The 21358-nt window shown below is 71.8% G+C and carries 20 protein-coding genes and 1 pseudogene; 11 read left to right on the top strand and 10 right to left on the bottom strand.

What is annotated here, in order from left to right; translation table 11 throughout:
* Positions 1-127: 127 nt before the first annotated feature.
* Positions 128-661, top strand: coding sequence for a MarR family winged helix-turn-helix transcriptional regulator (locus ACFZBU_RS16730; protein ID WP_391584300.1), 534 nt, complete (start codon positions 128-130; stop codon positions 659-661).
* 16 nt (positions 662-677) lie between these two features.
* On the opposite strand, the gene ACFZBU_RS16725 is transcribed toward ACFZBU_RS16730, so the two are convergent.
* The 5 genes from ACFZBU_RS16725 to ACFZBU_RS16705 form a co-directional block, all read right to left on the bottom strand.
* Positions 678-1832 (bottom strand): DUF4328 domain-containing protein, encoded by a 1155-nt coding sequence (locus ACFZBU_RS16725; RefSeq protein WP_391584299.1) that lies wholly within the window; start codon positions 1830-1832, stop codon positions 678-680.
* Between the two features lie 287 nt (positions 1833-2119).
* Positions 2120-3028 carry an SMI1/KNR4 family protein gene (locus ACFZBU_RS16720; RefSeq protein WP_391584298.1) on the bottom strand — a complete coding sequence of 303 codons (909 nt, stop codon included), beginning with the start codon at positions 3026-3028 and terminating at the stop codon, positions 2120-2122.
* Between the two features lie 89 nt (positions 3029-3117).
* Entirely contained in the window at positions 3118-3822 is a 705-nt protein-coding gene (locus ACFZBU_RS16715; protein WP_391584297.1) for a formylglycine-generating enzyme family protein, read from the bottom strand.
* Positions 3823-3954: 132 nt separating this feature from the next.
* Entirely contained in the window at positions 3955-4479 is a 525-nt protein-coding gene (locus ACFZBU_RS16710) for a hypothetical protein (RefSeq protein WP_391584296.1), read from the bottom strand.
* A 139-nt stretch (positions 4480-4618) separates the two neighbouring features.
* Entirely contained in the window at positions 4619-5392 is a 774-nt protein-coding gene (locus ACFZBU_RS16705) for an MBL fold metallo-hydrolase (RefSeq protein ID WP_391584295.1), read from the bottom strand.
* A 104-nt stretch (positions 5393-5496) separates the two neighbouring features.
* On the opposite strand from ACFZBU_RS16705, the gene ACFZBU_RS16700 reads away from it, so the two are divergent.
* Positions 5497-6123 carry a CGNR zinc finger domain-containing protein gene (locus tag ACFZBU_RS16700; protein ID WP_391584294.1) on the top strand — a complete coding sequence of 209 codons (627 nt, stop codon included), beginning with the start codon at positions 5497-5499 and terminating at the stop codon, positions 6121-6123.
* Positions 6124-6308: 185 nt separating this feature from the next.
* Here the strand turns inward: ACFZBU_RS16700 and ACFZBU_RS16695 are convergent.
* The 4 genes and pseudogenes from ACFZBU_RS16695 to ACFZBU_RS16680 all read right to left on the bottom strand — a co-directional run bounded on the left by ACFZBU_RS16695 (position 6309) and on the right by ACFZBU_RS16680 (position 10274).
* A pseudogene (locus ACFZBU_RS16695) lies at positions 6309-7312 on the bottom strand (ADP-ribosylglycohydrolase family protein).
* A 245-nt stretch (positions 7313-7557) separates the two neighbouring features.
* The gene (locus tag ACFZBU_RS16690) at positions 7558-8232 is read right to left on the bottom strand and encodes a haloacid dehalogenase-like hydrolase (RefSeq protein WP_391584293.1); all 675 of its coding nucleotides are present in this window, start codon (positions 8230-8232) and stop codon (positions 7558-7560) included.
* A 226-nt stretch (positions 8233-8458) separates the two neighbouring features.
* Entirely contained in the window at positions 8459-9079 is a 621-nt protein-coding gene (locus ACFZBU_RS16685) for a hypothetical protein (RefSeq protein ID WP_391584292.1), read from the bottom strand.
* Between the two features lie 343 nt (positions 9080-9422).
* A complete protein-coding gene (locus ACFZBU_RS16680) occupies positions 9423-10274 on the bottom strand; it encodes an alpha/beta hydrolase (RefSeq protein WP_391584291.1) in 852 nt (283 codons plus the stop codon).
* A gap of 305 nt (positions 10275-10579) precedes the next feature.
* On the opposite strand from ACFZBU_RS16680, the gene ACFZBU_RS16675 reads away from it, so the two are divergent.
* The gene (locus ACFZBU_RS16675; protein WP_391584290.1) at positions 10580-11482 is read left to right on the top strand and encodes a MerR family transcriptional regulator; all 903 of its coding nucleotides are present in this window, start codon (positions 10580-10582) and stop codon (positions 11480-11482) included.
* A 128-nt stretch (positions 11483-11610) separates the two neighbouring features.
* On the opposite strand, the gene ACFZBU_RS16670 is transcribed toward ACFZBU_RS16675, so the two are convergent.
* On the bottom strand, positions 11611-12252 hold the full coding sequence (locus ACFZBU_RS16670; RefSeq protein ID WP_391584289.1) for an NAD(P)-dependent oxidoreductase: 642 nt from the start codon (positions 12250-12252) through the stop codon (positions 11611-11613).
* Between the two features lie 241 nt (positions 12253-12493).
* Between ACFZBU_RS16670 and ACFZBU_RS16665 the strand changes: the two genes are divergently transcribed.
* The 8 genes from ACFZBU_RS16665 to ACFZBU_RS16630 all read left to right on the top strand — a co-directional run bounded on the left by ACFZBU_RS16665 (position 12494) and on the right by ACFZBU_RS16630 (position 21215).
* Complete coding sequence (locus ACFZBU_RS16665) at positions 12494-12991, top strand: MarR family winged helix-turn-helix transcriptional regulator (RefSeq protein ID WP_391584288.1); 498 nt, start codon at positions 12494-12496, stop codon at positions 12989-12991.
* Positions 12992-13094: 103 nt separating this feature from the next.
* Positions 13095-13619 (top strand): SRPBCC family protein, encoded by a 525-nt coding sequence (locus ACFZBU_RS16660; protein WP_391584287.1) that lies wholly within the window; start codon positions 13095-13097, stop codon positions 13617-13619.
* Positions 13620-13780: 161 nt separating this feature from the next.
* Complete coding sequence (locus ACFZBU_RS16655; RefSeq protein WP_391584286.1) at positions 13781-13999, top strand: hypothetical protein; 219 nt, start codon at positions 13781-13783, stop codon at positions 13997-13999.
* 605 nt (positions 14000-14604) lie between these two features.
* Positions 14605-15792, top strand: a complete 1188-nt coding sequence (locus tag ACFZBU_RS16650; RefSeq protein WP_391584285.1) for an ROK family transcriptional regulator — start codon at positions 14605-14607, stop codon at positions 15790-15792.
* Positions 15793-16187: 395 nt separating this feature from the next.
* The gene (locus ACFZBU_RS16645; protein WP_391584284.1) at positions 16188-17684 is read left to right on the top strand and encodes an APC family permease; all 1497 of its coding nucleotides are present in this window, start codon (positions 16188-16190) and stop codon (positions 17682-17684) included.
* 123 nt (positions 17685-17807) lie between these two features.
* Positions 17808-19019, top strand: a complete 1212-nt coding sequence (locus ACFZBU_RS16640; RefSeq protein WP_391584283.1) for an alanine racemase — start codon at positions 17808-17810, stop codon at positions 19017-19019.
* 74 nt (positions 19020-19093) lie between these two features.
* Entirely contained in the window at positions 19094-20077 is a 984-nt protein-coding gene (locus tag ACFZBU_RS16635; protein WP_391584282.1) for an ROK family protein, read from the top strand.
* A 94-nt stretch (positions 20078-20171) separates the two neighbouring features.
* Positions 20172-21215, top strand: coding sequence for an SIS domain-containing protein (locus ACFZBU_RS16630; protein ID WP_391584281.1), 1044 nt, complete (start codon positions 20172-20174; stop codon positions 21213-21215).
* The last annotated feature ends 143 nt before the right edge of the window (positions 21216-21358 follow it).

Below are 21358 nucleotides of genomic sequence, written 5' to 3'. Positions count from 1 at the left end.
CTGGTGTCGGTGCGGGGGCGGGGGCGGGGGCGGTGCCGGCCGGGCGCCGCGTGGTTGGCACGCACAGCGTCGAGTTCACTTGAAAGCTTTTTAGAAAGCTATCAGGTGTGTGTAATACGCTGTCAAGATGACCGCACCACAGGACCGCGCGAGCGCCCTCGTCAACGCGTGGCAGGCCGAACTGCCCGACGTGCTGGACGCGACGACGGAACTGAGCAAGCGGATCATGTTGCTCGCCGCCGACCTGGACGAGGCCACCCGTCGCGAGCTGCCCGAATTCGGGCTCACCCCGGCCCAGTTCGGCGTATTGGTCGCGCTGCGACGGGCCGGCGCGCCCTATCGGCTCAAGCCCACCGAACTCAGCCGCGCATTGCTGCTGTCCTCGGGCGGTACCAGCAACGTCACCAATCACCTGGTCGCCGAGGGCCTCGCCGAACGCCTCCCGGACCAGGGCGACGGTCGGGGCACGCTGATCAGTCTGACCCCGCGCGGCGTACAGGTCGCGGAGGACGCGGTCCGTGCCAACGCCGCCGCACACGCCGAGGTCTGGCGCGGCGCGCCGGCGGCTGCGATCGAGGCGGCGACCCTCGCGCTGCGCGAGATCGCCGCGGCGACCGAGATACCCCGGTCGACGCGGCGGTCGGTGCGCGGGAGCGGGTGAGGGCGGGGTCTGCCGGTCAGAAAGGCGCCGGTGGTTGCTGCGGCCGGGGCGGTGGTTGGCGGGGGATCGGGGGCGGGGGCGGCAAGTGCCCCTCGACCGGGCGGCCGTGGTCGGGCTGCGCCGGGTCGACCTGTTGCGCGGGATCTGCCGCAGCTGTGGGCGCGGGCATGGGCGCAGGCGGCGTCGAGGGGGCGGCGTACATGGGGTACGGGTGGTGCATCGGCGCCATCGGGTGCCTCGGTCCCATCCCGTGCATCGGCGCCGTCGGGTGCATCGAGTGCATCGGTCCCATCCCATGCATCGGTCCCACCCGGTGCACGCCCTGGGTCATGTGGAAGCCGCGTTCGTACTCGGACTGGAAGGTGGTGATCCGGGCCACGACCGCGATGGCCAGGCCGGCGGCGGGGATCAGTAGCAGGAAGGCCCAGCCCGCCGCGGTGTCGGCGGTGCGGTACGACTCGTGGTACGCGGTCCAGGCGTCGCTGCCGATCGGGTCGTCGCCGCCGTCCGTCTTGCGACCGATCACGCCGAAGACGATCACGATGTTCGCGGCGACATAGGCTGCCCACCAGCTCCACAGCAGCGGATGCCGGCCCGGGGTGAGGCCGCCGCGCAGCGGTGCCCGGGGGTCACTGGCCTTCCAGATGTCGTGCGCGATCAGCGGCGGGAACCACAGGTTGACCACCGGGCAGAACCAGCCGCCGATCGCCCAGCCCCTGGAGAGGTGTTGCGCGGACGGCGGGAACACCTCGACGTTGCACCGGGCCCGGTGGAACCAGATGACGAACACGACCATGACCGCGACGATGGCCAGACTCGCCAGCCCCCACCACACGCCGATGGATCGGTTCGCCGCGTCGGGGTCGGCGGACAGCCACCCGCCGTGCAGGGTCTGGTCGACCAGGTTGGCCCGATGGAACAGTGCGATCGCCGCGAGCAGGGACAGTACGGCGGTGACGCCGAGCAGGACGTACAGCGCGGTGGCCAGTCCGCTCAGGGATCGGAAGACCGGCGCGTACCAGCCCGGCGGCGGCGTCGCGGCGGGGCCGAACCGGGCGAAGCGCAGGTCCAGGGACGATGTTGCCTCCGCGGGCGGGGCGTATTCCTGGTGACCGCAGTTGGTGCAGCGGTCCGGCAGCGTGGATCGGGCGCCGCAGCTTGGGCACAACACGAGTTCGGATCATCCCCCGTCGATGGTCGGTACCGGCCATGCGCGTCGATGGGGCGGTGAGGTCACGGTGGGCGGCCGGCCTCACGTACCCCACATGGCGTAACCGGCATCATGCCGTGCGTATCCCCGCACGTCACGGCTGAGGCCGACGCGAATACGTGCGGTGATCGCGAGCCGCGTCCCGATGCCCGATTCGGGGCTTGATGGGTGATGCGGCGGGTCTCGATGGTGACGATCGCGATGCATGCCGTGTCGAAGGGGGCGGCGGCGTTCACGAGTCGGGCGGGTCAACGGTGTTCGGACACATGCGGGGCCGCGGGGGCTGGGGGCTGCTCGTGCATGGCGGTGTCCGGGTCCGGCAGGGGGATTCCGGCCGCGGTGGTGATCCGTAGGACCTCGCAGCCCATGTGGCGGACGGCGGCGAGGAGGCGGGGGAGGATCAGGTCCGCGTCCTCGGGCGGGAAGTCGACGCGGATCGTGTGTGGGTGGGGCGCCTCGTAGGTGAGCAGCCAGTCGTGCTCCACGGTCGCGAGGTGGTGCTGCCACTCGTCCTCGGCGTCCGACTCCCACCGGCCCCGGTCCACGGTCGGGGCCAGTGCCTCGCGGAGGAGGCGCAGGCGAACGGGGTGGGCGAACCGGCTCTCGGACAGGCGGAGGCATCTGTGGGTGCGCGGGCGGAAGGTGTTGAACCACGGTGCCAGGTCCGGCTCCATGCTCGCGAGCAGGCGGGAGACCAGGCGTCCGTCGGTCCACCTTTCGACGAACTCGGCTGCGCCCATGGGGTGGGTCTCGTACCAGCCCTCGCTGCTCCACACCACGATCGGCCAGTCCTCGGGCGCACCGGCGGTGAGCAGGCACAGCCGATCGGCGTCGATCGTGGCGCCCCAGACGAGCAACGCGCCCGGCGCCGGGTGCAGGGGGTGGGGGTAGCGCTCCCGATCCCGCGCCGCCGAGTCGGCGGGATGTGCCTTCTGCCACTCGATGCCGTTGTGTCCGTTGCATCCGTTCGTTCCGAACGGCGTGCGGAGATGGAGGACGTCGCCGAACTCGCCCCATCCGTACGCCTCGACCAACCACTTGTAGTCATCGGGAAGTCGGACGCCGAGCGCGGTTTCCACCGCGGCCCAGTCACCACGGGCATCGACGGGATCGATCGGCGGCGGCACGAGGTGCACCAAGCGGGCGCGGGCGGTCATGGCACGGGACACGCTATGGCGCACGGCGTCGCCGCCGCGGCTCACGAGGGCATGTTGTTCGGGGCGCCATGTCCACGCGCGGCTCCCGGTCAGGGGGTGGCGGAGCGGGCGATGCGGAATCCGACGTCGTCGACGCGGTAGGTCGGGTGGCTGCGGCGACGGGCGGAGGCTCGGCAACTCCAGTGTTCGTCGAACCAGCCACCACCACGCAGAACACGGTAGCTGCCGTAGATCTCGGCGTCATAGACGTCCCAGCACCAGTCCCACACGTTGCCGAGCATGTCGTACAGGCCCCACGCGTTGGGTTGTTTGCCGCCCACCTCGTGGATGCGCTCGTCCGAGTTCGCGCGATACCAGGCGATGTCGTCGAGGGGGCCGTAGTGGGGTCCCGTCGTACCGGCTCGGCACGCGTGTTCCCACTCGGCTTCGGTCGGCAGGCGGTATCCGTCGGCGAATGTGTCCCACTCGATGCGCTCGTTGCCGTTGCCGTTGCCGCTGCCGTTGTCGCTGTCGGCTTCGATGCGATACGCCGGAGTGAAGCCGTCGCGTTCGGACAGGGCGTTGCAGAACCGCACCGCGTCCCACCAGGAAACGCCCTCGACCGGCAGTTGCTCGCCGTGCGGGCCGCTCGGTCGTAGGCCGGTGACCTCCGTGTACAGCGCCTGGGTGACCGGGAACGCCGCCAGCCGGTATGAGGCGAGTTCGACCGACCAGCTGCGCCGGGTTCGCCGGTCGGACAGCGTCACGTGTCCGGCCGGGAGGGCGAGCAATGCGAGTCCCGCGCTCGTGTCCATGATTACGCGATCCTATGGCATCGGGTTCGTGCGAAGGCTCGGCGGCGGGCTGAGCCCGGGCTGCGCCCGGGAGTTGCGCCGAGGCCGTGGGCCGTGGCTGTGACGGGCCGTCGGCCCATCCGGCGGATCGGCTCAGGTGGAGGGCTGGGACGAGGTGGGCCAGGGGTAGGCCGGGTCCTCGGTGATCTTCACCTGCTGGGGGGCGCCGCGCGGGAAGGTCCAGATCCGACCCAGGGTGCAGGTGGCGATCAACTGCGTTTCGTTCAGCGTGACTTCGGTGAACGGATTGGACCAGCAGGAGACCGCGAGCCACTCCAGCGAGTCGTCCGCACGGGTCAGCGCGACCCAGCCGATACTGCCGTGGTTCGACGACTCGCCGGCGAGTGCGCGGCTTCCTTCGTGGCTGCACGAGGCGGACGTGCTGTCGACGTCCATCCAGTCGGTGGGTGTCCAGGCGGTGGCCCGGAGTGCCTCCCCCCAATACCACTGCTCGGCGCGCCTGTCGTGGGGTCGGTCGGCGGGGGAAACGCGGAGCAGGTCCATCACCGCCAACGATCCGTCGGCGAACACGATGAAGTCCCCGTACGGCGCCTGTCGCAACTGCCAATGCTCGTGCACCAGCGCGGCGTTGGGTGTGGTGGCATCCGGTGAATTCACATTCGCCATGATGGCATCGCGGACGGGCCCGGGCGCAGAGGGCCGTCCCGCGCCCGCATGCCCCCGCGCCCGCATGCCTTCGCATGCCTCCGCGACTTTTACGCCCATGCGCTCCGCGTTGCCCTCGCCGCCGCTCTCGTCAGCTCAGTTCCAGGCGGTCGATCAGACCCGCCGCGGTGAATGCGTCGATCAGGGCGCTGCGGCCCTCGGTGAAGTGGCCCCAGCTGTCGAAGTGGACCGGGACGACCCGGCGCGCGCCGAGGATCGTGGTGGCTTCGGCGGCCTGGGCGCTGTCGAGGGTGAGGAGCGCGCCGTCGAAGAGCGGGGTGCGCGCCGCGCCGGCGAACAGGACGGCGGTGTCGACCGGGCCGACGCGTGCGGCGATCTTCTCGACCACCGCCAGGGAGGCGTTGTCGCCGCTGACGTAGACGGTGGGCAGGTCGGATGCGGTCAGTACGAAGCCGACGACCTCGCCCGTGACCGGTTCGCAGCCGTCGGGGCCGTGCTGGGCGGGCGTGGCAGTCACGGTGACGGTGCCGCCGTCCGGACGGGGGAGCTCCACCGTCTCCCAGGGGACCAGACCCCGGGCCGTGCCGCCGAGCCGGCCCGCGCCGCCGGAGGTGGTCAGGACCAATGGAACGTCGGCGAGGAGCGCCCGACCGGAATGGTCGAGGTTGTCCGGGTGTTCGTCGTGCGAGAGCAGGACCACGTCGATGGGGCCGAGGTCGGCCGGGTCGATGGCGGCGGGAGCGGTCTTGGTCAGGACGCGCTCGGTGCCGATGGGGTACTCGCCGGGCTCGTCGAAGGCGGGGTCGGTGAGGAACCTGAGGCCGCCGAACTCGATCAGGGCGGAGGGGCCGCCGAAGACGCGGATGTCGATCTGCTCGTTGGTCGCACTGCTGCTGCCGGTCACTGCACACCTCACGGATAATCGCGTTGTTTGCCGTGAGAAACCTAGCCGATTCTCACGGAGAACGGCAAGGCTTTACATGAGAGCCATGACTTAACATGAGAGCCATGAAGGAGAACGTGGCGGGCGCATCCGGTCACCCCGTGTCCGTCGGTCCGCCGCCGGCGCCCGGGGCGGATCGATACCTCGCGCTCGATCTGGCCAACAGCGACCTCGCGTTCCCCGGCGGCCAGGAGATCGACCTGTTGGGTTCGCCCGCGTCCGCAAAGGAATGGCTGGTCGCGCGGGAGCTCGCGCCGCCGGACAGCCGGCTGTACAACGTGTGCGCGGGTCGGCTGCGCGCCCTCCGCGATGTGGTGCGAACACTGCTCTCGTCCCGGATCGCCGATCTCCCGGCGCCGGCCGCATCGGTACAGGCCATCAACGACGCGCTCACCAGCGCCCCGTCGGCCGCACTCCTCTACTGGGACGAGGACCGAGGCCCGTACCGCGCCCAGGCGCACCCCATCGACCAGATCGTCAACCACGCCATCGCGATCCTCGCCGCGGACGCCGCCGACCTGGTCACCGGCCCGGACGCCGAACGCCTGGCCCCCTGCGGCGCGACCCCCTGTCGACGCCTTCTCATCCGCACCCACGCCTCCCGCCAATGGTGCTCGACCCGCTGCGGCGACCGCGTCCGCGCGGCCCGCGCCTACGCACGCCGAACCCAGGCGAAGGTGCGAACGGACTGAGCCTGCGGGCCGTTCGGGGTGTGTGGCAGGTGGGGAGGGGGGAGGGGGCGGGTGAGAGGCGGGATGAATCCGCGGCCCGCCCCGGGTGGGCGCCGATGGTCGATCCACGCACGCCGGGCAATTGCGGTCGGCGAGCCGTGGATGGCGCTCAGGGCTCGGCAGGGGTCGCGGTTGGGGTCGGTTGATCAGGCTTCGTCGAGGGCGGGCGGGGCTTCCGGGTGTGTTGTGCGGCTGAGGAGGCGGTCGTTCAGGTCCGCGAGGTCCGACGGGCGCAGGACCTCGCCGTTCGAGCCGGGGAGCGGGACGTGGAGGCGGTCGGTCCAGCGGGTGGGGACGGCGGCCCGGCCGTATCGGGCGCCGGCCAGGGCACCGGTCACCGCCGCGACGGTGTCGGTGTCGCCACCGAGGTCGATCGCGGCGCGGACGGCGTTCTCGTACGAGGTGGTGGTGCGCAGCGCCCAGACCGCCGAGCCGAGGCAGGGCCAGACGGCGCCGTTGAACTCGGTCGCGTCGGTGGGGTGCCAGGCCGGGTCCAGGACGGTGGCGTAGCGGTCGTGGTGGTCGGGGTGAACCTCGGCGAGTGTCTCCACAATCGCGGCCGAGGGGTCGTCGCCGATCAGGGTCACCCGGAGCAACTCGTGGAAGATCGCGGTGCCTTCCCACGCGGCCCGGTCGCCGTGGGTGAGCGCGGCGATCCGACGGGCGGCGGCCATGGTGGCCGTGCGACCGTCGGGCGCGAAGTACACGGCGGGAGTGGTGGCCCGCATCAGCGAGCCGTTCCCGGCCGCGCGCCCGGTGGTCTGGAAGTGCACGCCGGCCGCGAGGTCCCAGGGCATGCCGTTCGTGAGTACGTCCTCGGTCTGGAGGCCGATGTCCTTGGGGTCGGACCGGGCCCAGCGCTGGAAGCGGGCGAACATGTCGGGCAGGTCCAACCCCTCGCGCTCCAGCAGCGAATAGGCCACGTGCACGGCCATCTGCGTATCGTCCGTCGCCTCGCCGGCGCCCCATCCGCCACCGCCTCGGAGCGTGAACTCCCGGCCGGCGCCTCGGGAAAGCGGGTACCGAAGGCCCCGGCCGACCCGAACTCGAACGGCGCGCCCAACGCATCCCCGACGGCCGACCCGACGACGGCACCGACGGCCCGCTCCCTGATGTCCTTGGGGGCAGCGTAGGGGCGCGATGCGACCATGCCGCGGGCACTGTCCTGTAAGGCACGGCACGGACCCTGTGCACGGCACGGCCTGTGTACGGCACGGCGTCGCACGGCAAGGTGCGGCACGGCGAGGTGTGCGGAACCGCGCCGCACGGCAAGGTGCGGAACCGCGCCCCCACGCTCCACGGAACCGCGCCGCACGGCGTCCGGAACGCTGGTTCGGCGCGCGACTCGGGTCGGTACGGTCGTCGATCACTCGGGCAACGACGGCAGGCGGTCGGCTACCGGGAGCGCAGGACCTGGTAGTTCGGGCCCAGGCGGGTGTGGATTCGGGTGAGGTGGGGCGGGGCCGGGTCGATCAGGTAGCGGTGGGTGGCCTCGGCGAGGAGGGGGAGGTCGACGGAACTGTCGGTGTAGGCGTGGGTGATGGGATCGGTGATGCCGGCTGCGCGGATGCGGGCGACCTTGCGGGGGCCTCGGCAGGCGGGGAGCGGTCGCATGCCGGCGCGGCTCGGGGTGAGGCGGGAGGCGATCACGTCCACCGGAGTGAGGCCGAGTTCACGGCAGATGGCGGCGGCCAGGGGATCGGCACACGAGGTCGCGACCACGACCCGGTCGCCGGCGGCGAGATGGGCGCGGGCCCGGGCCAGGGTGATCGCGACCCGATTGCTCTCGATCGTGCGTTCGGCCGCGAAGTCGGCGGCCAGGTCCTCGAATCGGGCTGCGGGCAGGCCGATGGTGGCGAGCCGGAGAACGAGGGCGAAGGCGTGCCGGCGGGTCGCGTGGACGGTATACAGCGGGCCGATGATCGGTAGGCACAGCGCCGCGGCGACCATGCGCCACCGGGCCCGACGCAGCAGTACGCGGGTGAAGTGGCCGAAGGAATCGCCTCTGACGAGGGTGCCATCGAGATCGAAGACGGCGAGTGGGCGTGGGCCGGGTGGGGCGTGGGTCACGGGGTGGCCTCCTTGCCAACGCGTTCGAAGCGATACCGATGTTGCCGATCGTGCGCAAAGCGGACCTGCGACGTCGGTACGGCTGCGTGTCGCGTGCGCGCTCGAGGTTTCGAGGGAACACACCACGATCCCCGAGACCACACCGACACCGACGGATCCGTGGCCTGGTGCCGAGCCCGGCCCCGACTCCGACGCACGCGGTCGCGGTCGCGGTGCGTTGGTCGGGTCACGAAAGCCGAGGTTTGGTCAACCAGTCCTTGATCAACTCGGCGGGCGGCGGCACCACCGAATAGGGGACCATCGCCTCGGCAATCGCCCGTGCCAGTTCGTCGATCGTTTTCGGGCAGTACGCGGGCGGGGTGATCCAGATCCGAGGCCGGGCATCGGGGTCATCCTCGTTGCGGATGATCTGGGCGTACAGGCAGTCGGGGTTCCGGTCGTACCCCCAGGTGCTGTAGCGGTTCCAGCCCGGCATCGAAAAGACGTGCGGCCCGCCGACGTTCTCATCGGTGACGACAGCGCGTCCCCGTACCGGCGGCGGAGGGTCGGTGTACGAGGGGCCGTAGACGATCTCCCAGGTCCCGTCGTCATGTTCGAGAATGTCCATCGGGACGCGGCGTTTGAGGGCGCGTAGTTCCCGACGGAACGCCTCGACGTCAAGGCCGGTCTCCGCCGCGAGGCGAGGCAGATCCCTCTCGGCGAGGTCGAGGCCCATGACTTCGGGAATCTCGGCTCCGGAAAGGCTGTTCGTGGTCCCGGTGTGCTCGGCCAGGACAAGGAAGACTCGCATGGTGATGTGGTCGGTGATGCCCAGTCGGCGCACATAGGTGACTGCCTGCTCGCTCACTCCGGTTCTTCCCTCCACACCGGGCGGCTGCCGGCAGGCCACGCTACCGCGAGAAGAGAAGGACGTCCTCGTGACCGCTGTTGCACAGGCCGCGAAGCCGGTCGTGTACACCGCGCCGCTTTTCGATGATGATCGGGCCGTGCCGACCGGGCCGTGCCGCCGCCCCAATGGGATCGTGGAGGGGTACCAGCAGACGAAGAGGTCGGTGAGTTCACCGATCGCCCGGACGGGATCCGCGAGCATCCGGCGGGCGAGCGGGTGGGCCCCGGCGGCGGAACCCCGTCGGGTCGCCCCCCCCGGGCTCGAGGATGCCGGATCCGGCTCCGCCCGCCGGTGCTGTGGGTCAGCGGGTCGAGGCCTCCCGGGCGGTGAGGAACTCGCCTGCCGGTGTTGCCAGTAGCCGGACGTTCGGGTTGTGGCTGAGCTTGGCGATCTCGATGTGGCGGGCGTCGGGCAGTGCCGCGGTCGCGGCGCCGGCGGCGGTGCGCAGCAGTGCGTCGCTGCGGCCACCGGACAGCACCAGCACCGGCATCCGGGCGCCGGCCCAGTCGGCCGGGTCGAGCGGCTCCCCGCGCATGTGCTCGGCCATCACCGCCCAGTCGTGCGCGGTGGAGTCGGCCACCGCGGTGAGCTTGGACCACATCGGGGTGATCCGCATCAGGCCCACGAACGGGGCCGGGATACCCATTGCCTTGGTCATGAAGTACCGCACGGTCTTGGCGGGTTGGTCGGCGGCGATCAATCCGTGCAGGGTCGCGGTCAGGTCCGCCGGCGGTACGTGGCGCGTGCGGTCGACGACGAAAGGCGGCTCGAACGCCACCACGCGGCTGATCCCGGGGATGTGTCCGGAGGCGGCGGCCCGCAGCGCCAACACCGCGCCGGACGACCAGCCGAACAGCGCCGCCGACCCGCCCTCGGCGGCGACCAGCGCGGCCAGGTCGTCGATCTCGCGCGCCGCGTCGTAGCGGCCGGGGGTGTCACCGCTGTCGCCGCGGCCACGGCGGTCGTAGTTCACGGTGGTCAGCCCGTATTCCTCGGTCAGCAACTCGGCCAACCGCACCATCTTCGGGAACTTCCGGTAGCTGAAGGCGCCGCCGACGAGGATCACCGTCCCCCGGCTGTCGCCCGCCGGCTCGTGCCGGTCGTAGACGATCGTGGTGCCGTCGGCGGATGCCACGGTGTGCGTTGTGCCCATGAATGCTGCTCCCATGAATGCGGATCCCATGTCCTGCGCCGGTGGTGCTCGCTGTTGTCGTGTCCACTGCGAGCGGCTGTGCTGGGTATGACCGGGCCCGACCCGCAAAGTCATCGCTCCGTCGGGAACGGTTTTCGGGCGCGCCGTGCCGCACAGGCAAAAGCGGGGGTTTCGGGAGGGGAGAGGGCGCGCCGGCACCGGAAGGCCTGGCATGGATGCCGGGCGGAGTGCCTGGAGTTGCACCTTCCGTAGCGGCATGTGGTCCGGTGGACTCACGTCCCGCCCCCCTGAGGAAGGCCCTGTTCATGTATTCGTCCTTCATCCCGCCGCGCCGGGTCAAGATCGGTGACGCGGCGGCCTTCGTCGGCACCACACCGCGGGCGATCCGTCACTACCACGAGATCGGCCTGCTCACCGAGCCCGAGCGGGGCAGTGACGACCGCCGCCGCTACGGCTACGAAGACATGATCCGGCTACTGTGGATCCGCAAGATGGCCGACGCCGGGATCGCCCTGGACGACATCCGCGACGCCTTCGCCGCCGACACCCATACCGCTTCCGCCGACGCCGACGGCGACCACGGCATCGCGAGCATCCTGGAACGGCTGGAGGAATCGCTCGTCGCGCGGGAAGCGGAACTGCGGCGGCACCGGACTGCCGTGCAGCGCATGCGCACCGAAGGCAGCAGGATGGGTCTGCTCTCCGACTTCGTCACCAGCCGCCTGGCGAGCCTGCCCGAGGGCTCCCTGCGCCGGGCGGACCTGGACGGCCTGCTGGTCACCGAGCGGATCTTCGGCCCACTCGGTGCGGCCGTCCAGGCCACCCGTTTCATCGCCCTGGCCACCCACCCGGATCTGCGGGAGGACTCCGACCGCATTGACGCCGCCGAGGATGCGCTCGATGACACGATCGCGGTCGACGACCCCCGCGTGGCCCAGGTGGCCGCCGAACGGCACGCCTTCGAAAGGGTGCTGCAAGCCGTCATCGAGGACTCCGGCCTGGCGCAGAGCGACGATGCGCTCTTCGACTCCTGGGACGCTTTGCACCCCGCTACCGCCGACGAGGCCGGCCAAAGCTCCGGCAGGGGGCAAGACACCATGACTGCGGTCGAGGCCATCGGCAAGATGCCCTACGACTTCTCCCCGGCCCGCCTGCGCTGCATGGAATTGGCCGAAGAACTCGCCGCCCACGAGTCACCCGCTTCCTGAAACACGGCCTGGTCCCGGGCGGCCCGGCGGTACGTGAGATGTGGAATCCGCTGCTGCCGACCACGGTCGACGCCGGGGCACGGGACCTGATCGGGCGGGAACCATCGGGTTCGGCCGGCATGCGACGGTCAGTATGCGACGGTGAAGCGGGTACGGCGGTGGCGCGGTTGCTCCGCCTCGTCGATGAGGGCGACCGCGAGGTCCTCGACGGAGATGGCCGAGACGCCGTCGTCGTCGACGAGGAGTTCGTCGGTGCCCAGTCGGAAGGTACCGGTGCGGATGCCGGGCGCCAGGTTGGCCGGCGGGCTCAGGTAGGTCCAGTCGACCTCGGTGTCGGTTCGGAAGACGTCGAGCTGGGCGTTGCAGGCCATGGCGATGCCGCGCCACGCGGTGGGCACGAATCGCGGGTCGTCGACCGCCAGGGTGTCGCCGTCGCCCGGCACGGTCAGGCTGCCCGCGCCGCCGACGGTCAGCAGGCGTACCCCCGTGCCGGCCAGCCCGGACAGCAGCGCCTCGGCGGTGTCGGCCAGCGCCTGTTCGTTGCCGGGTGCCGGGCGGGTGGCGCTGATCACCACGTCCCTGCCGGCACCGAGCGCGGCCACGTCCTCGATCCGGGCGGCGTCGCCGACCCGGGCCTCGGCTTCGGGGTGCAGCTCGGGGAAGCGGGCGGCGTCGCGGACCACGGCGGTGACCTCGTGGCCTCGGGACAGGGCCTCGGAGACGACTCGGCTGCCGACGCTTCCGGCTGCTCCGAACACGGTGATGCGCATGATGGTGTGCCCCTTCGGGACGGTCGGTCGATGGGTCAATCGGTAGGTCGATCGATGGGTCGATAGGTGGGGCGATAGGTGGGTGGGCGGCGGGTCGGCCGGCGGTTTCGGGCGTGGTTCGGTCGACGGTTCAACCATATGGTTGATTCCTTAGTGCTAAGGGAAAGATACCTCAACGCTAAGATAAGTGGGAAGGGGCAGTCGACCCGGATCCGCGGATCGGCTCGGTTAACCTGACGCCGTGGCAGATCACGTCGACCTTGTGCTGGAGCAATGGGGCACGCAGCGCCCCGACCTGGACGCGTCGCCCATGGCGGTACTCGCCCGGCTGTCCCGCGCCGCGCGTCTGGCCGGCGCCGAACTTGCCCGGACGTTCGGCGAGCACGGGCTCGACGCCTCGTCGTTCGACGTACTCGCCACGCTGCGCCGGCACCCGCCACCGCATCGGCTGAGCCCCACCGAACTGATGCGGGCCTCCATGGTCACCTCGGGCGCCATCACCCAGCGCCTGGATCGACTGGAGGCGCGCGGCCTGGTGTCCCGCACCACCAGCGCGTCGGACGGCCGCGGTGTCCTGGTCGCCCTCACCGACGAGGGCCGCGAACTGATCGACCGGGTGTTGCCGGCGCACCTGGCCACCGAACACCGCGTGCTCGCCGCGCTCGGCGTCGAGCAGCGGGCCGCCCTCGCCGACGGGCTCCGCACGCTCCTGGAATCCCTGGGCGACGGAACCGACTGACGACCCGGTACGCCGGGCCCGGCGTGCGACCCGCGCGGCCGCCCCGGGCGGGGCGTATACGGATCGCGAATGGAACGGTCCTCGAACGGATAGCAGTACGCGCATGGTTCTTCACACGCGTTCCGTGCAGGTCGCAGCGTCCACCGACCGGGTGTACATGCTCTTGTCCGACACGGACAAGCTTCCCGAATACTTCCCTCCGGTGACCGCCGTCCGGGCCACCGCGGGCCGCGCGGTGGTGGTGACCGCCGGCGAGACGGCGCATTCCGTCGCGGCCGAGGTCGACCTGGATCGGGACGGCCCCGGCACCCGGATCGAATGGATCGTGCGCGGTACGCCATACACCGGCATCGTGATCGTCCAGGACGGCCCGAGCGACGTGGACAGCATCGTGACCGTCATGGTCGACGACGGCCAGGAACCGCTCGACCTCGGCGCGGTCGAACGCGAGCGCCTCCACGACGCGCGCCAGTTCGGCGGCAAGAAGGGCCGCGAGGCACTGCCCGTGGACGCGCTCACCCGCCACCGCCAGGCCGGCACGGACGCCGACCTGGCCATCGGCGACATCCTCGAACGCGGCCTCGACCACCTTCGCGCCTACGTCGAAACCGGCCGACGACAGGTCTGAAGCCGACCCACGCCCACCCCGACCGATCCGGCTCGCTCCGGTCGTCGCTCGGGGTGCGTTCGTGTTCGGCCGGCCGGCGGTCGTGCCCGGCCCGGCAGGTTGGCGGGCGGGCCGACCGGATCTGCCGGGCGGGGGCCCGGGTGCGGTGCCGAACTCCTCTGGTGCGCAGGGTGGTTGGCTACCGGCGCGAGCGGCGACTCGTGCATCCGAAGTTCTTTGCGGACGAGTTCGGTGCTTTCGATCGCAGTTTCCGCCGGCTGCCACCGGCGCAGGCGACCGGGTACATGGTCCAGCGGATCGACCGCACCGAGCGGGTCGACACCGTGTTCCAGTGCGGCAGTGCGTCGATTCGTCAGGACCGCGCGTTGTGGTGGTCGTAGGGCGCCGCCGACGGCAGTGGCCGCGTCCGGCGGCAGGTGGTTCAGCCGCCGCTCGGCCGGGAGCGCCACCGTCCCCGGCTTTGTCCCGGCCGGCGGGGCGGGCAGTCCGGGTTCGTGGTCGGTCTGCACGGACTTGCGGGCAGCCACCGCGACCGCGTCCACCACCGCCCCTGTCGGCCGCTCCGGCCCAGTCCGCACCGGACCGGTTCGGGCCCGCCCTGATTCCGCCGGTTGTCCGGTCGCGCCGCGTCGGCAGCCCCGCCGGCCCCTCCGGCCCGCCGTCGCGAACCCCGGGGCCGGGCCGGCCCTGTTCTGGCGTCCCGCCGGTTCGCGGCCACGATCCCCGGCCCGGCCCCGGCCCCGGCCTGCCGTCCTGCCGACCTGCCGCCTTGCCGTCCCGCTGGCCCGCTGGCCCGCTGGCCCCGGCCCTGGCCCCCGACCCCCGACCCCGGCCCGGGCTCCGCCCCCGGCCCGCACCACGGCGGTCCACGTGCCCTCCCAGTAGCGGTTCTCCGCTTAGGGAGGTTTTGACGGAGTCTTGACACCACTTCTCGAGGGGCTTAATTTTCTCTCACTCTGAAATATTTTCACTCTGAGAGGTGAACATGGCGGAGACGGCCGATGCCCGGTGGGCCAACCGCTCCAGCCTGCTTGCGGTGTTGTTGGCCGGTGGGCAGCACAGTCGGGCGGGGCTCACCCAGCAGACCGGGCTCAGTGCGGCCACCGTTTCGCGGGTGGTGGAGGGGCTGCTCGACGAGGGCCTGGTTCGGGAGGGCGCCGCGTTGCAGACCGGGCGGCGTGGGCGGCAGGGCGTGGTGATCGAGGTGGCCGCCGAGCGCGGGGTCGCGGTCGGCGTCGACCTGGGCGGCACCACCTGCCGGTTCCTGGCCACCGACCTGCTGGGCCATGCGCCGCGCTACCGCGAGGAGCCCACCCCCCGGCACCTGGCGGCCGACGACCTCGCGGACTGGCTCGCTGAGCGGGTCCGCGCGCTGTACGCCGACTCGGCCGCGCCCGATGTGTTGCGTGCGGGCGTGATAGGTCTGCCCGGCGCGGTCGCGGCCGACGGGTTGGGCGTGCGCGGCGCGACCAACCTTCCGCAGATCGAGGGTGACCTGTTCACCCGCCGGGTGCGCCGCGCGCTGGAGGGCACCGTCGCTTTCGGCAACGATGCCGATCTGGCCCTGGAGGGCGAGCTGCGGCACGGCGCCGCCCGTACCGCCGACACCGCCGTGATGTTCACCGTCGGCGCGGGCTTCGGCGCCGGGGTGGCCGTGGATCGACACATGCGGGGCGGACCGACCGGTCTGGTCGGCGAGTTCGGCTTCCTGCCGGTGGACTCCGACGACCGGACCGTGGAGGAACTGGTGGGCGCCGAGGGCCTGATGCGGGCCGCCCGGGAGGCCGGCCTGGACGTGGCCACCGCCGCCGACCTGTTCGTCGACTCCTCGCCCGCGGCCCGCGCCGTGATCGACCGGTTCGAGCGCGCGCTCGGCGTGGCGTTGATCGCGGTGACGATCGCGTACGAACCCGAACTGGTCGTCCTCGGCGGTCGGGTCTCGGCCTCGATCGACGCCGCGATGACCACCCGCCTGCGCGAACGGGTACGCCGACGATTGCCCGCGTGCCCCGAGCTCGTGCACTCCGAACTGGCCGATCTCGCGGGCGCGTTGGGCGCGGTTTCGCGCGGACTGACCGCCTTGCGGGTCCGCTTCGACGTCGCGGCGGACGCGGCGGCAGCGGTCCGGGCCGACCTGGAACTGTCCGCGCTGCTCACACCGAGCACCCGCTGACGGCGCATCCCACCGACCACCCGTCCCGCTGACGGCCCACCCCCGCCGACAGCTCACCCCCGCTGACGGCTACCCGCCACCACCGGGCAACGGAACGAACCGCGGCAACCGACCCCACGAGACGACCCGCGACGACCCGCGAAGCGCACCGCGACCACCCCGCGAAGCGCACCGCGCGACGACCTGCCAGGCGCACCGCGACGACCCGCGAAGCGCCCCGCGACGATCCCCGCGAAGCGCACCGCAGCCGTCCTCCAGCCCACCTCCGACCCCGGCCGGCACGCGTACCGACGCAGCCGACCGGCCCCGACGCAGATCGCGCCGCCGTGCCGAGCGGCGGCCCGCGCACCCTCAGGGGTCCGTCCCACCCCACCGAACCGCCTGGAGTACCACCGATGTCCACCCCACTGCCGTCGAAGGGCGGGTCCCTCCGCCGGAACACGTTGTCCGTGTTCGGTGCCGTTGCCATGTGCATGGCCTTCATGGGCCCCGCCACCAGCGTCGCGTTCAACACGCCGCCCGCCGCGGCGGGAGCCGGGTACGCGCTGCCCCTGGCCATCGTGCTCGCCATGGTGGCCAGCCTCCTGGTCGCCAACACGATCGCCGCGTTCGCCCGCAAGCTGCCGGCCGCCGGCTTCGCCTACACCTACAACAGCCACGGCTTCGGCAAGTCCGGCGGCTTCCTCTCCGGGTGGCTGCTGCTGCTCACCTACGGCATGGTCGGCCCGATGTTGTTCGCCGCGCTCGGCGGATACAGCCACGACTTCCTGGACAGCCAGTTCGACGTCCGGGTGCCGTGGCAGGTGATGTCGTTGGCCTTCGCCGCCGTGGTGTGGGGCGTCAACTCGCTCGGCGTGTCCAGTTCGGCCAAGACCGCGTTGATCTTCCTGGTCCTGGAGGTCGGCGTACTGCTCGGCCTGGCCGGGGTGATCCTCGGTGACGGGGGCGACTCCGGCCTGTCGGTGGCGCCGTTCGACCCGGCCCATTCGATCGACGGCTTCAGCGGCCTGGGCACCGGCATGTTGTGGGGCATCCTGATGTTCATCGGCTTCGAGTCGGTGGCCACCCTGGGTGAGGAGGCGCGCGGCGCCAAGCGCAGCATCCCGCTCGCGTTGTTCACCGCGGTCGCGGTGATCGGCACGTTCTATGTGCTGATGGCCTACTCGACCTCGATCGGCTTCGGCTCCGCGCACGGCTCCCGACTGGCCGAGGACGCCGCGCCGTTGACCACCCTGGTGGACCGCTACTGGGGCGTCACCTGGATCCTCGCGCTGACCGTGATCGTCAGCCAGTTCGCCAACGTCGTCTCCGGCTCGAACGCCGCCGTGCGGGTGCTGTTCTCGATGGGCCGCGAGGGAGTGCTTCCGCGCTTCCTGGGCCGGACCAACGAACGGCACGTGCCGCAGTCGGCGATCACCGCCTACCTGGGCTTCTCGCTCGTCTTCGCGCTGGTGCTGGGCAGCGGCTTCGGCGGCGATCTGGGCCCGCTGGGCGTGTACGGGTTCGCGGGCACCATCCTCGGGCTGGGCATGGTGATCATCTACATCCTGATGAGCATCGCGGTGATCCGCTTCTACCTGCGCGAGCACCGCGGCGAGTTCTCCACGCTGCGGCACGGGATCCTGCCCGGCGCGACCGTGCTGCTGATGCTGCTGCCGATATACGGGCAGCTGTGGCCGGTGCCCGATCACCCGAACAACCTCGTGCCGTACGTGATCGTCGGCTGGATGCTGCTCGGCACCGCGTACCTGGTCTGGGCGCACCGCTCGCGTCCGCAGGTGCTGGCCGCGATGGGTCGCGTGTTCGAGGACGAACCGGACGCGGACGACGCGAGCGCGGCGGCTGCCCAATCGGGGGAGGGGGCGATACCCGTGCCGCTCGGCCGGACCTGACCCACGCCGGGCAACGCCACCCGGGGTCCCGCCTCCGCCGACCCCCGGCATTCGCCATCCGCTCGACCGGCGCTTCCATCCCCATCCACCGCTCCGTCCGCTCGTCTCAAGGAGAGCCTCGCGATGTTCCTCGACCGACTCCTCGCCCACAATCGCCCGTTGATCGAGGCCGTCGTGACGGCACATCAGGAGGGCCGCCTGCTTGCCAACACGTACGTGGCGGACCTGGACACGGTCGCCCGCAATGCAGCCACGATCGCCGAGGCCGCGTCCTCGCGGGGGTTGTCCACGTACGTCATGGCCAAGCAGTACGGGCGCAATCCCGACGTCACCCGCACCGCGATCGAGGCCGGGCTCGGTCCGGTGGTCGCGGTGGACACCGCCTGCGTGTCGGCCGCGGTCCGGCACGGCCTGCCGGTCGGGCACGTCGGGCACCTGGTGCAGCCGCATCGGGGCAGCGAGGACTTCGTGGTCGGCGCCGACCCCGAGGTGGTCACCGTCTTCTCCGTGGACGCGGCGCGGCGCATCGGCGCGGCGGCGGTACGGCGCGGCGGCGCGCCCGTGTCGGTGCTGCTGCGCGTGCACGATGCCGGGGACCGGTTCTACTTCGGCCACGGCGGCGGCTTCCCGGCCGCCGACGTGGTGGCCGCGGCGCGCGAGGTCGCCGCGGTGGAGGGCGTCGCGGTACACGGGGCGACCACGTTTCCGTGCCTGCTCGCGGATCCGGAGCAGCGGCGGATCGTGGCGACGCCCAACCTGGCCACGGTCGTTGCGGCGGCGGAGCGGTTGCGGGCGGCCGGGTTCGACATCCGTCAGGTGAACGCGCCCGGGACCACGTCCGCGCGTTCGCTGACGATCGCCGCAGACGCGGGTGCCACGCATGTCGAGCCGGGCAACGCGATCCACGGGACGACTCCGCTGCACGTGTTTTCCGAGGAGGCGCCGGAGCAGCCCGCGATCGTGTACGTGACCGAGGTGTCGCACGTGGACGGGGACGACGCGTACGCGTTCGCCGCCGGGCACTACGTCGACAAGGTCCTGGGCGACTTCGAACTCACCGCGCTGGTGGGCCGGGACCCGGCGACCGCGGTCGATCGGCAGGTGCGGGTGGATACCGCTCCGGACGGGGCGATCCACTACTACACGGTGCTTCGGGACGCGCGCCGGCTGGGGATTCGGCCGGGCGACACGGTGGTGATGTGCTTCCGACCGCAGGCGTTCGTGACGCGCGGGCGCACGCAGTCGGTGGCCGGGCTGCACGGGGCCGATGCGGGTGCGGTGGTGTGGGGCGAACGCTACGACGCGGAGGCGCGCGTGGTGGGCGATCCCTCCTGACCGGCCGATCCGACGGCCACCGTCTCCCTTGCCCATGTCCTTCGTGCTTGCCCGACTCGAGGATTGTGACGATCGTGTTCGACTCCGCCGACCTGGTCGACCCGCCGCTGCCGCGCGACTCCCTCGGGATAGTCGCGCTCGACATCGGCGGGACCAAGACGGCCATGGCCGCCATCGATGCGACCGGTACGGTGCTCGCGCAACGACGAGTCGCCACCCGCGAGCCGGGCGAGGACATGGCGCATGCGCTGGATCGACTGCTGCGGTTGGCCCGGGAGCAGGTTGCGGCGGCGACCGGGGACGGGCGGCGCGAGATCGTGGCGGTGGGCCTGGTCTGTCCCGGCACGGTGACCTCGGCCGGAGTGGAGTTGTCGCCGAACCTGCCCGGGATCGAGAACGTGGACGTCCTCGGCCTGGCGCGGGAGGCGTTCGGGGCGGTTCCGGTGGTGGTGGCCAACGACGTCAAGGCGGCAGGGCTGGCCGAGTTGCGCTCGGGCGCGCTGGTGGCGGCCGATCCGGGGCTGTTCGTCAACCTGGGTACGGGAGTTGCCGCCGCGCTCACGGTCGGCGGCCGGGTCGTGGGCGGCGCGCGGGGCGTGGCCGGCGAGATCGGGTATTCGCTGGTGCCGGGTCGGCCGGACGAACCGGACCTGGAATCGTTGATCGGCGGCGGCCCGCTCGTGGCCCGGACGCAGTCCCTGTACGCACTTGCCGGCAACGGCCTGCCGCCGGATGCGGCGGCGATCCTGACCTCCGCCGACCCGCGCCTGCGGGCGGTCGCCGAGCATGCCCTCGACGTGCTGGCGGGCCATGTCCTGAACCTGTATCTGGCGCTGGATCCGCTGCGGATCGCCTTGGGCGGTGGGCTGATGGCCGTGTCCGAGCGGGTGCTCGACGTGCTGCGGGGTTTCCTGGCGAAGCACGCTCCGGGCCCGGTCGATCCGGGGGAGGTGATCGTGGCGGCCCGCTACATCCACGACGGCGCGCTGCGGGGCGCCGCCGCGCTTGCGTGGGACGTGGCCGGAGGTGAGCGGCCGGGGTGGGCTCTGGTGACGTGACGGTGGTCGTTCCGCTCCGCGGCCGGGTGTGGCGGGTGCGGGTTGCACGGTTTGGTTTTCGGTCCTGGTTCGAAATCGATCGATGGGGATGAACATGACGAATACGGCTTCTCCCGCCCTTCCCGCCCCCGGTGCCGTGATGGCCGCCGAGATGGCCGAACAGCCGGATGTGCTGCGGCGGTTGGTGGGCCGGTTGCCCGAACTGGCCGCGGCGATTCGCGGTGCGCTGCCGGTGCCGTTGCACGGGTCGGTGCTGATTGCGCGTGGGTCCTCGGACAACGCGGCGATGTTCGGGCGCTACCTGTACGAGTTGGCCTCCGGTCGGCCGGCCGGTCTGGCCGCGCCCAGCCTGGTGACCAGGTACGACGCGCACACCGACTACACCGGTTACCTGGTCACCGCGTTGAGCCAGTCGGGTCGTACGCCCGAGATCGTCACGGCGGTGCGGGCCGCGCGGGAGCGGGGTGCTCGGGTGGTGGCGGTCACCAACGAGGCGAACAGCGTGCTTGCGGCGGAGGCGCATGTGCTTGCCGCGACCGACGCGGGTACGGAGATCGCGGTGCCGGCCACGAAGACGGTCACCGCGCAGCTTGTGGCCATGGTCGGCATCGCGCTCGCGCTCGGCCCGTTGCCGCCGACGGTCGCGGATCTGACGGATCTGGCCGGGCTTCCGGATGCGGTGGGCCGGGTGTTGGCCGGTGCCGATGAGTGTGAGGCGTTGGCCGCGGACTGGGCGCACCACGATCGCCTGGTGGTGGCCGGGCGTGGGCTCGGGGGTGCGGTGGCGTTGGAGGGTGCGCTCAAGATCCGGGAGACGTCGGGGGTGTTCGCCGAGGGCATCTCGGTCGCCGATCTGTTGCACGGGCCGATCGCCGCGCTGGGCGATCGGGTGCCGGTGCTGCTGATCGACCTGGGCGGCCCGACGGCACCGGACATCGCCGCCCTGCGCGAGCGGCTGGTCGCCGACGGCATACCGCACGCGATGGTGGCGCCCGAACTGGGCGACCTGCGTACGGAATCCGCCCGTGCGATCGCCACCACCGTGCATCTGCAAGCCCTCGCCCGCGCCTTCGCCCTGCACCGCGGCGCGAACCCGGACGCCCCGATCGGCCTGGCCAAGGTCACCCCGACCACCTGATCGTTCGAGCGCCCCGCCCGGGTCGTGGGGGGGGGGGGGGCCCCCGCCCCCCCCCGGGGGCGCCCCCCGGGCGCCGGGGGGGGGGGGGGGGGGGGCGGGGGCGGGGGGCGCCCCCCGAGGGCGCCAACCCCCCCGGCCGGGCA

This window comes from Embleya sp. NPDC008237, from assembly GCF_042956465.1.
GTDB lineage: Bacteria > Actinomycetota > Actinomycetes > Streptomycetales > Streptomycetaceae > Embleya.
Note: the sequence above shows the minus strand (reverse complement) of the source record. Positions and strands in the feature narration are given on the sequence as shown.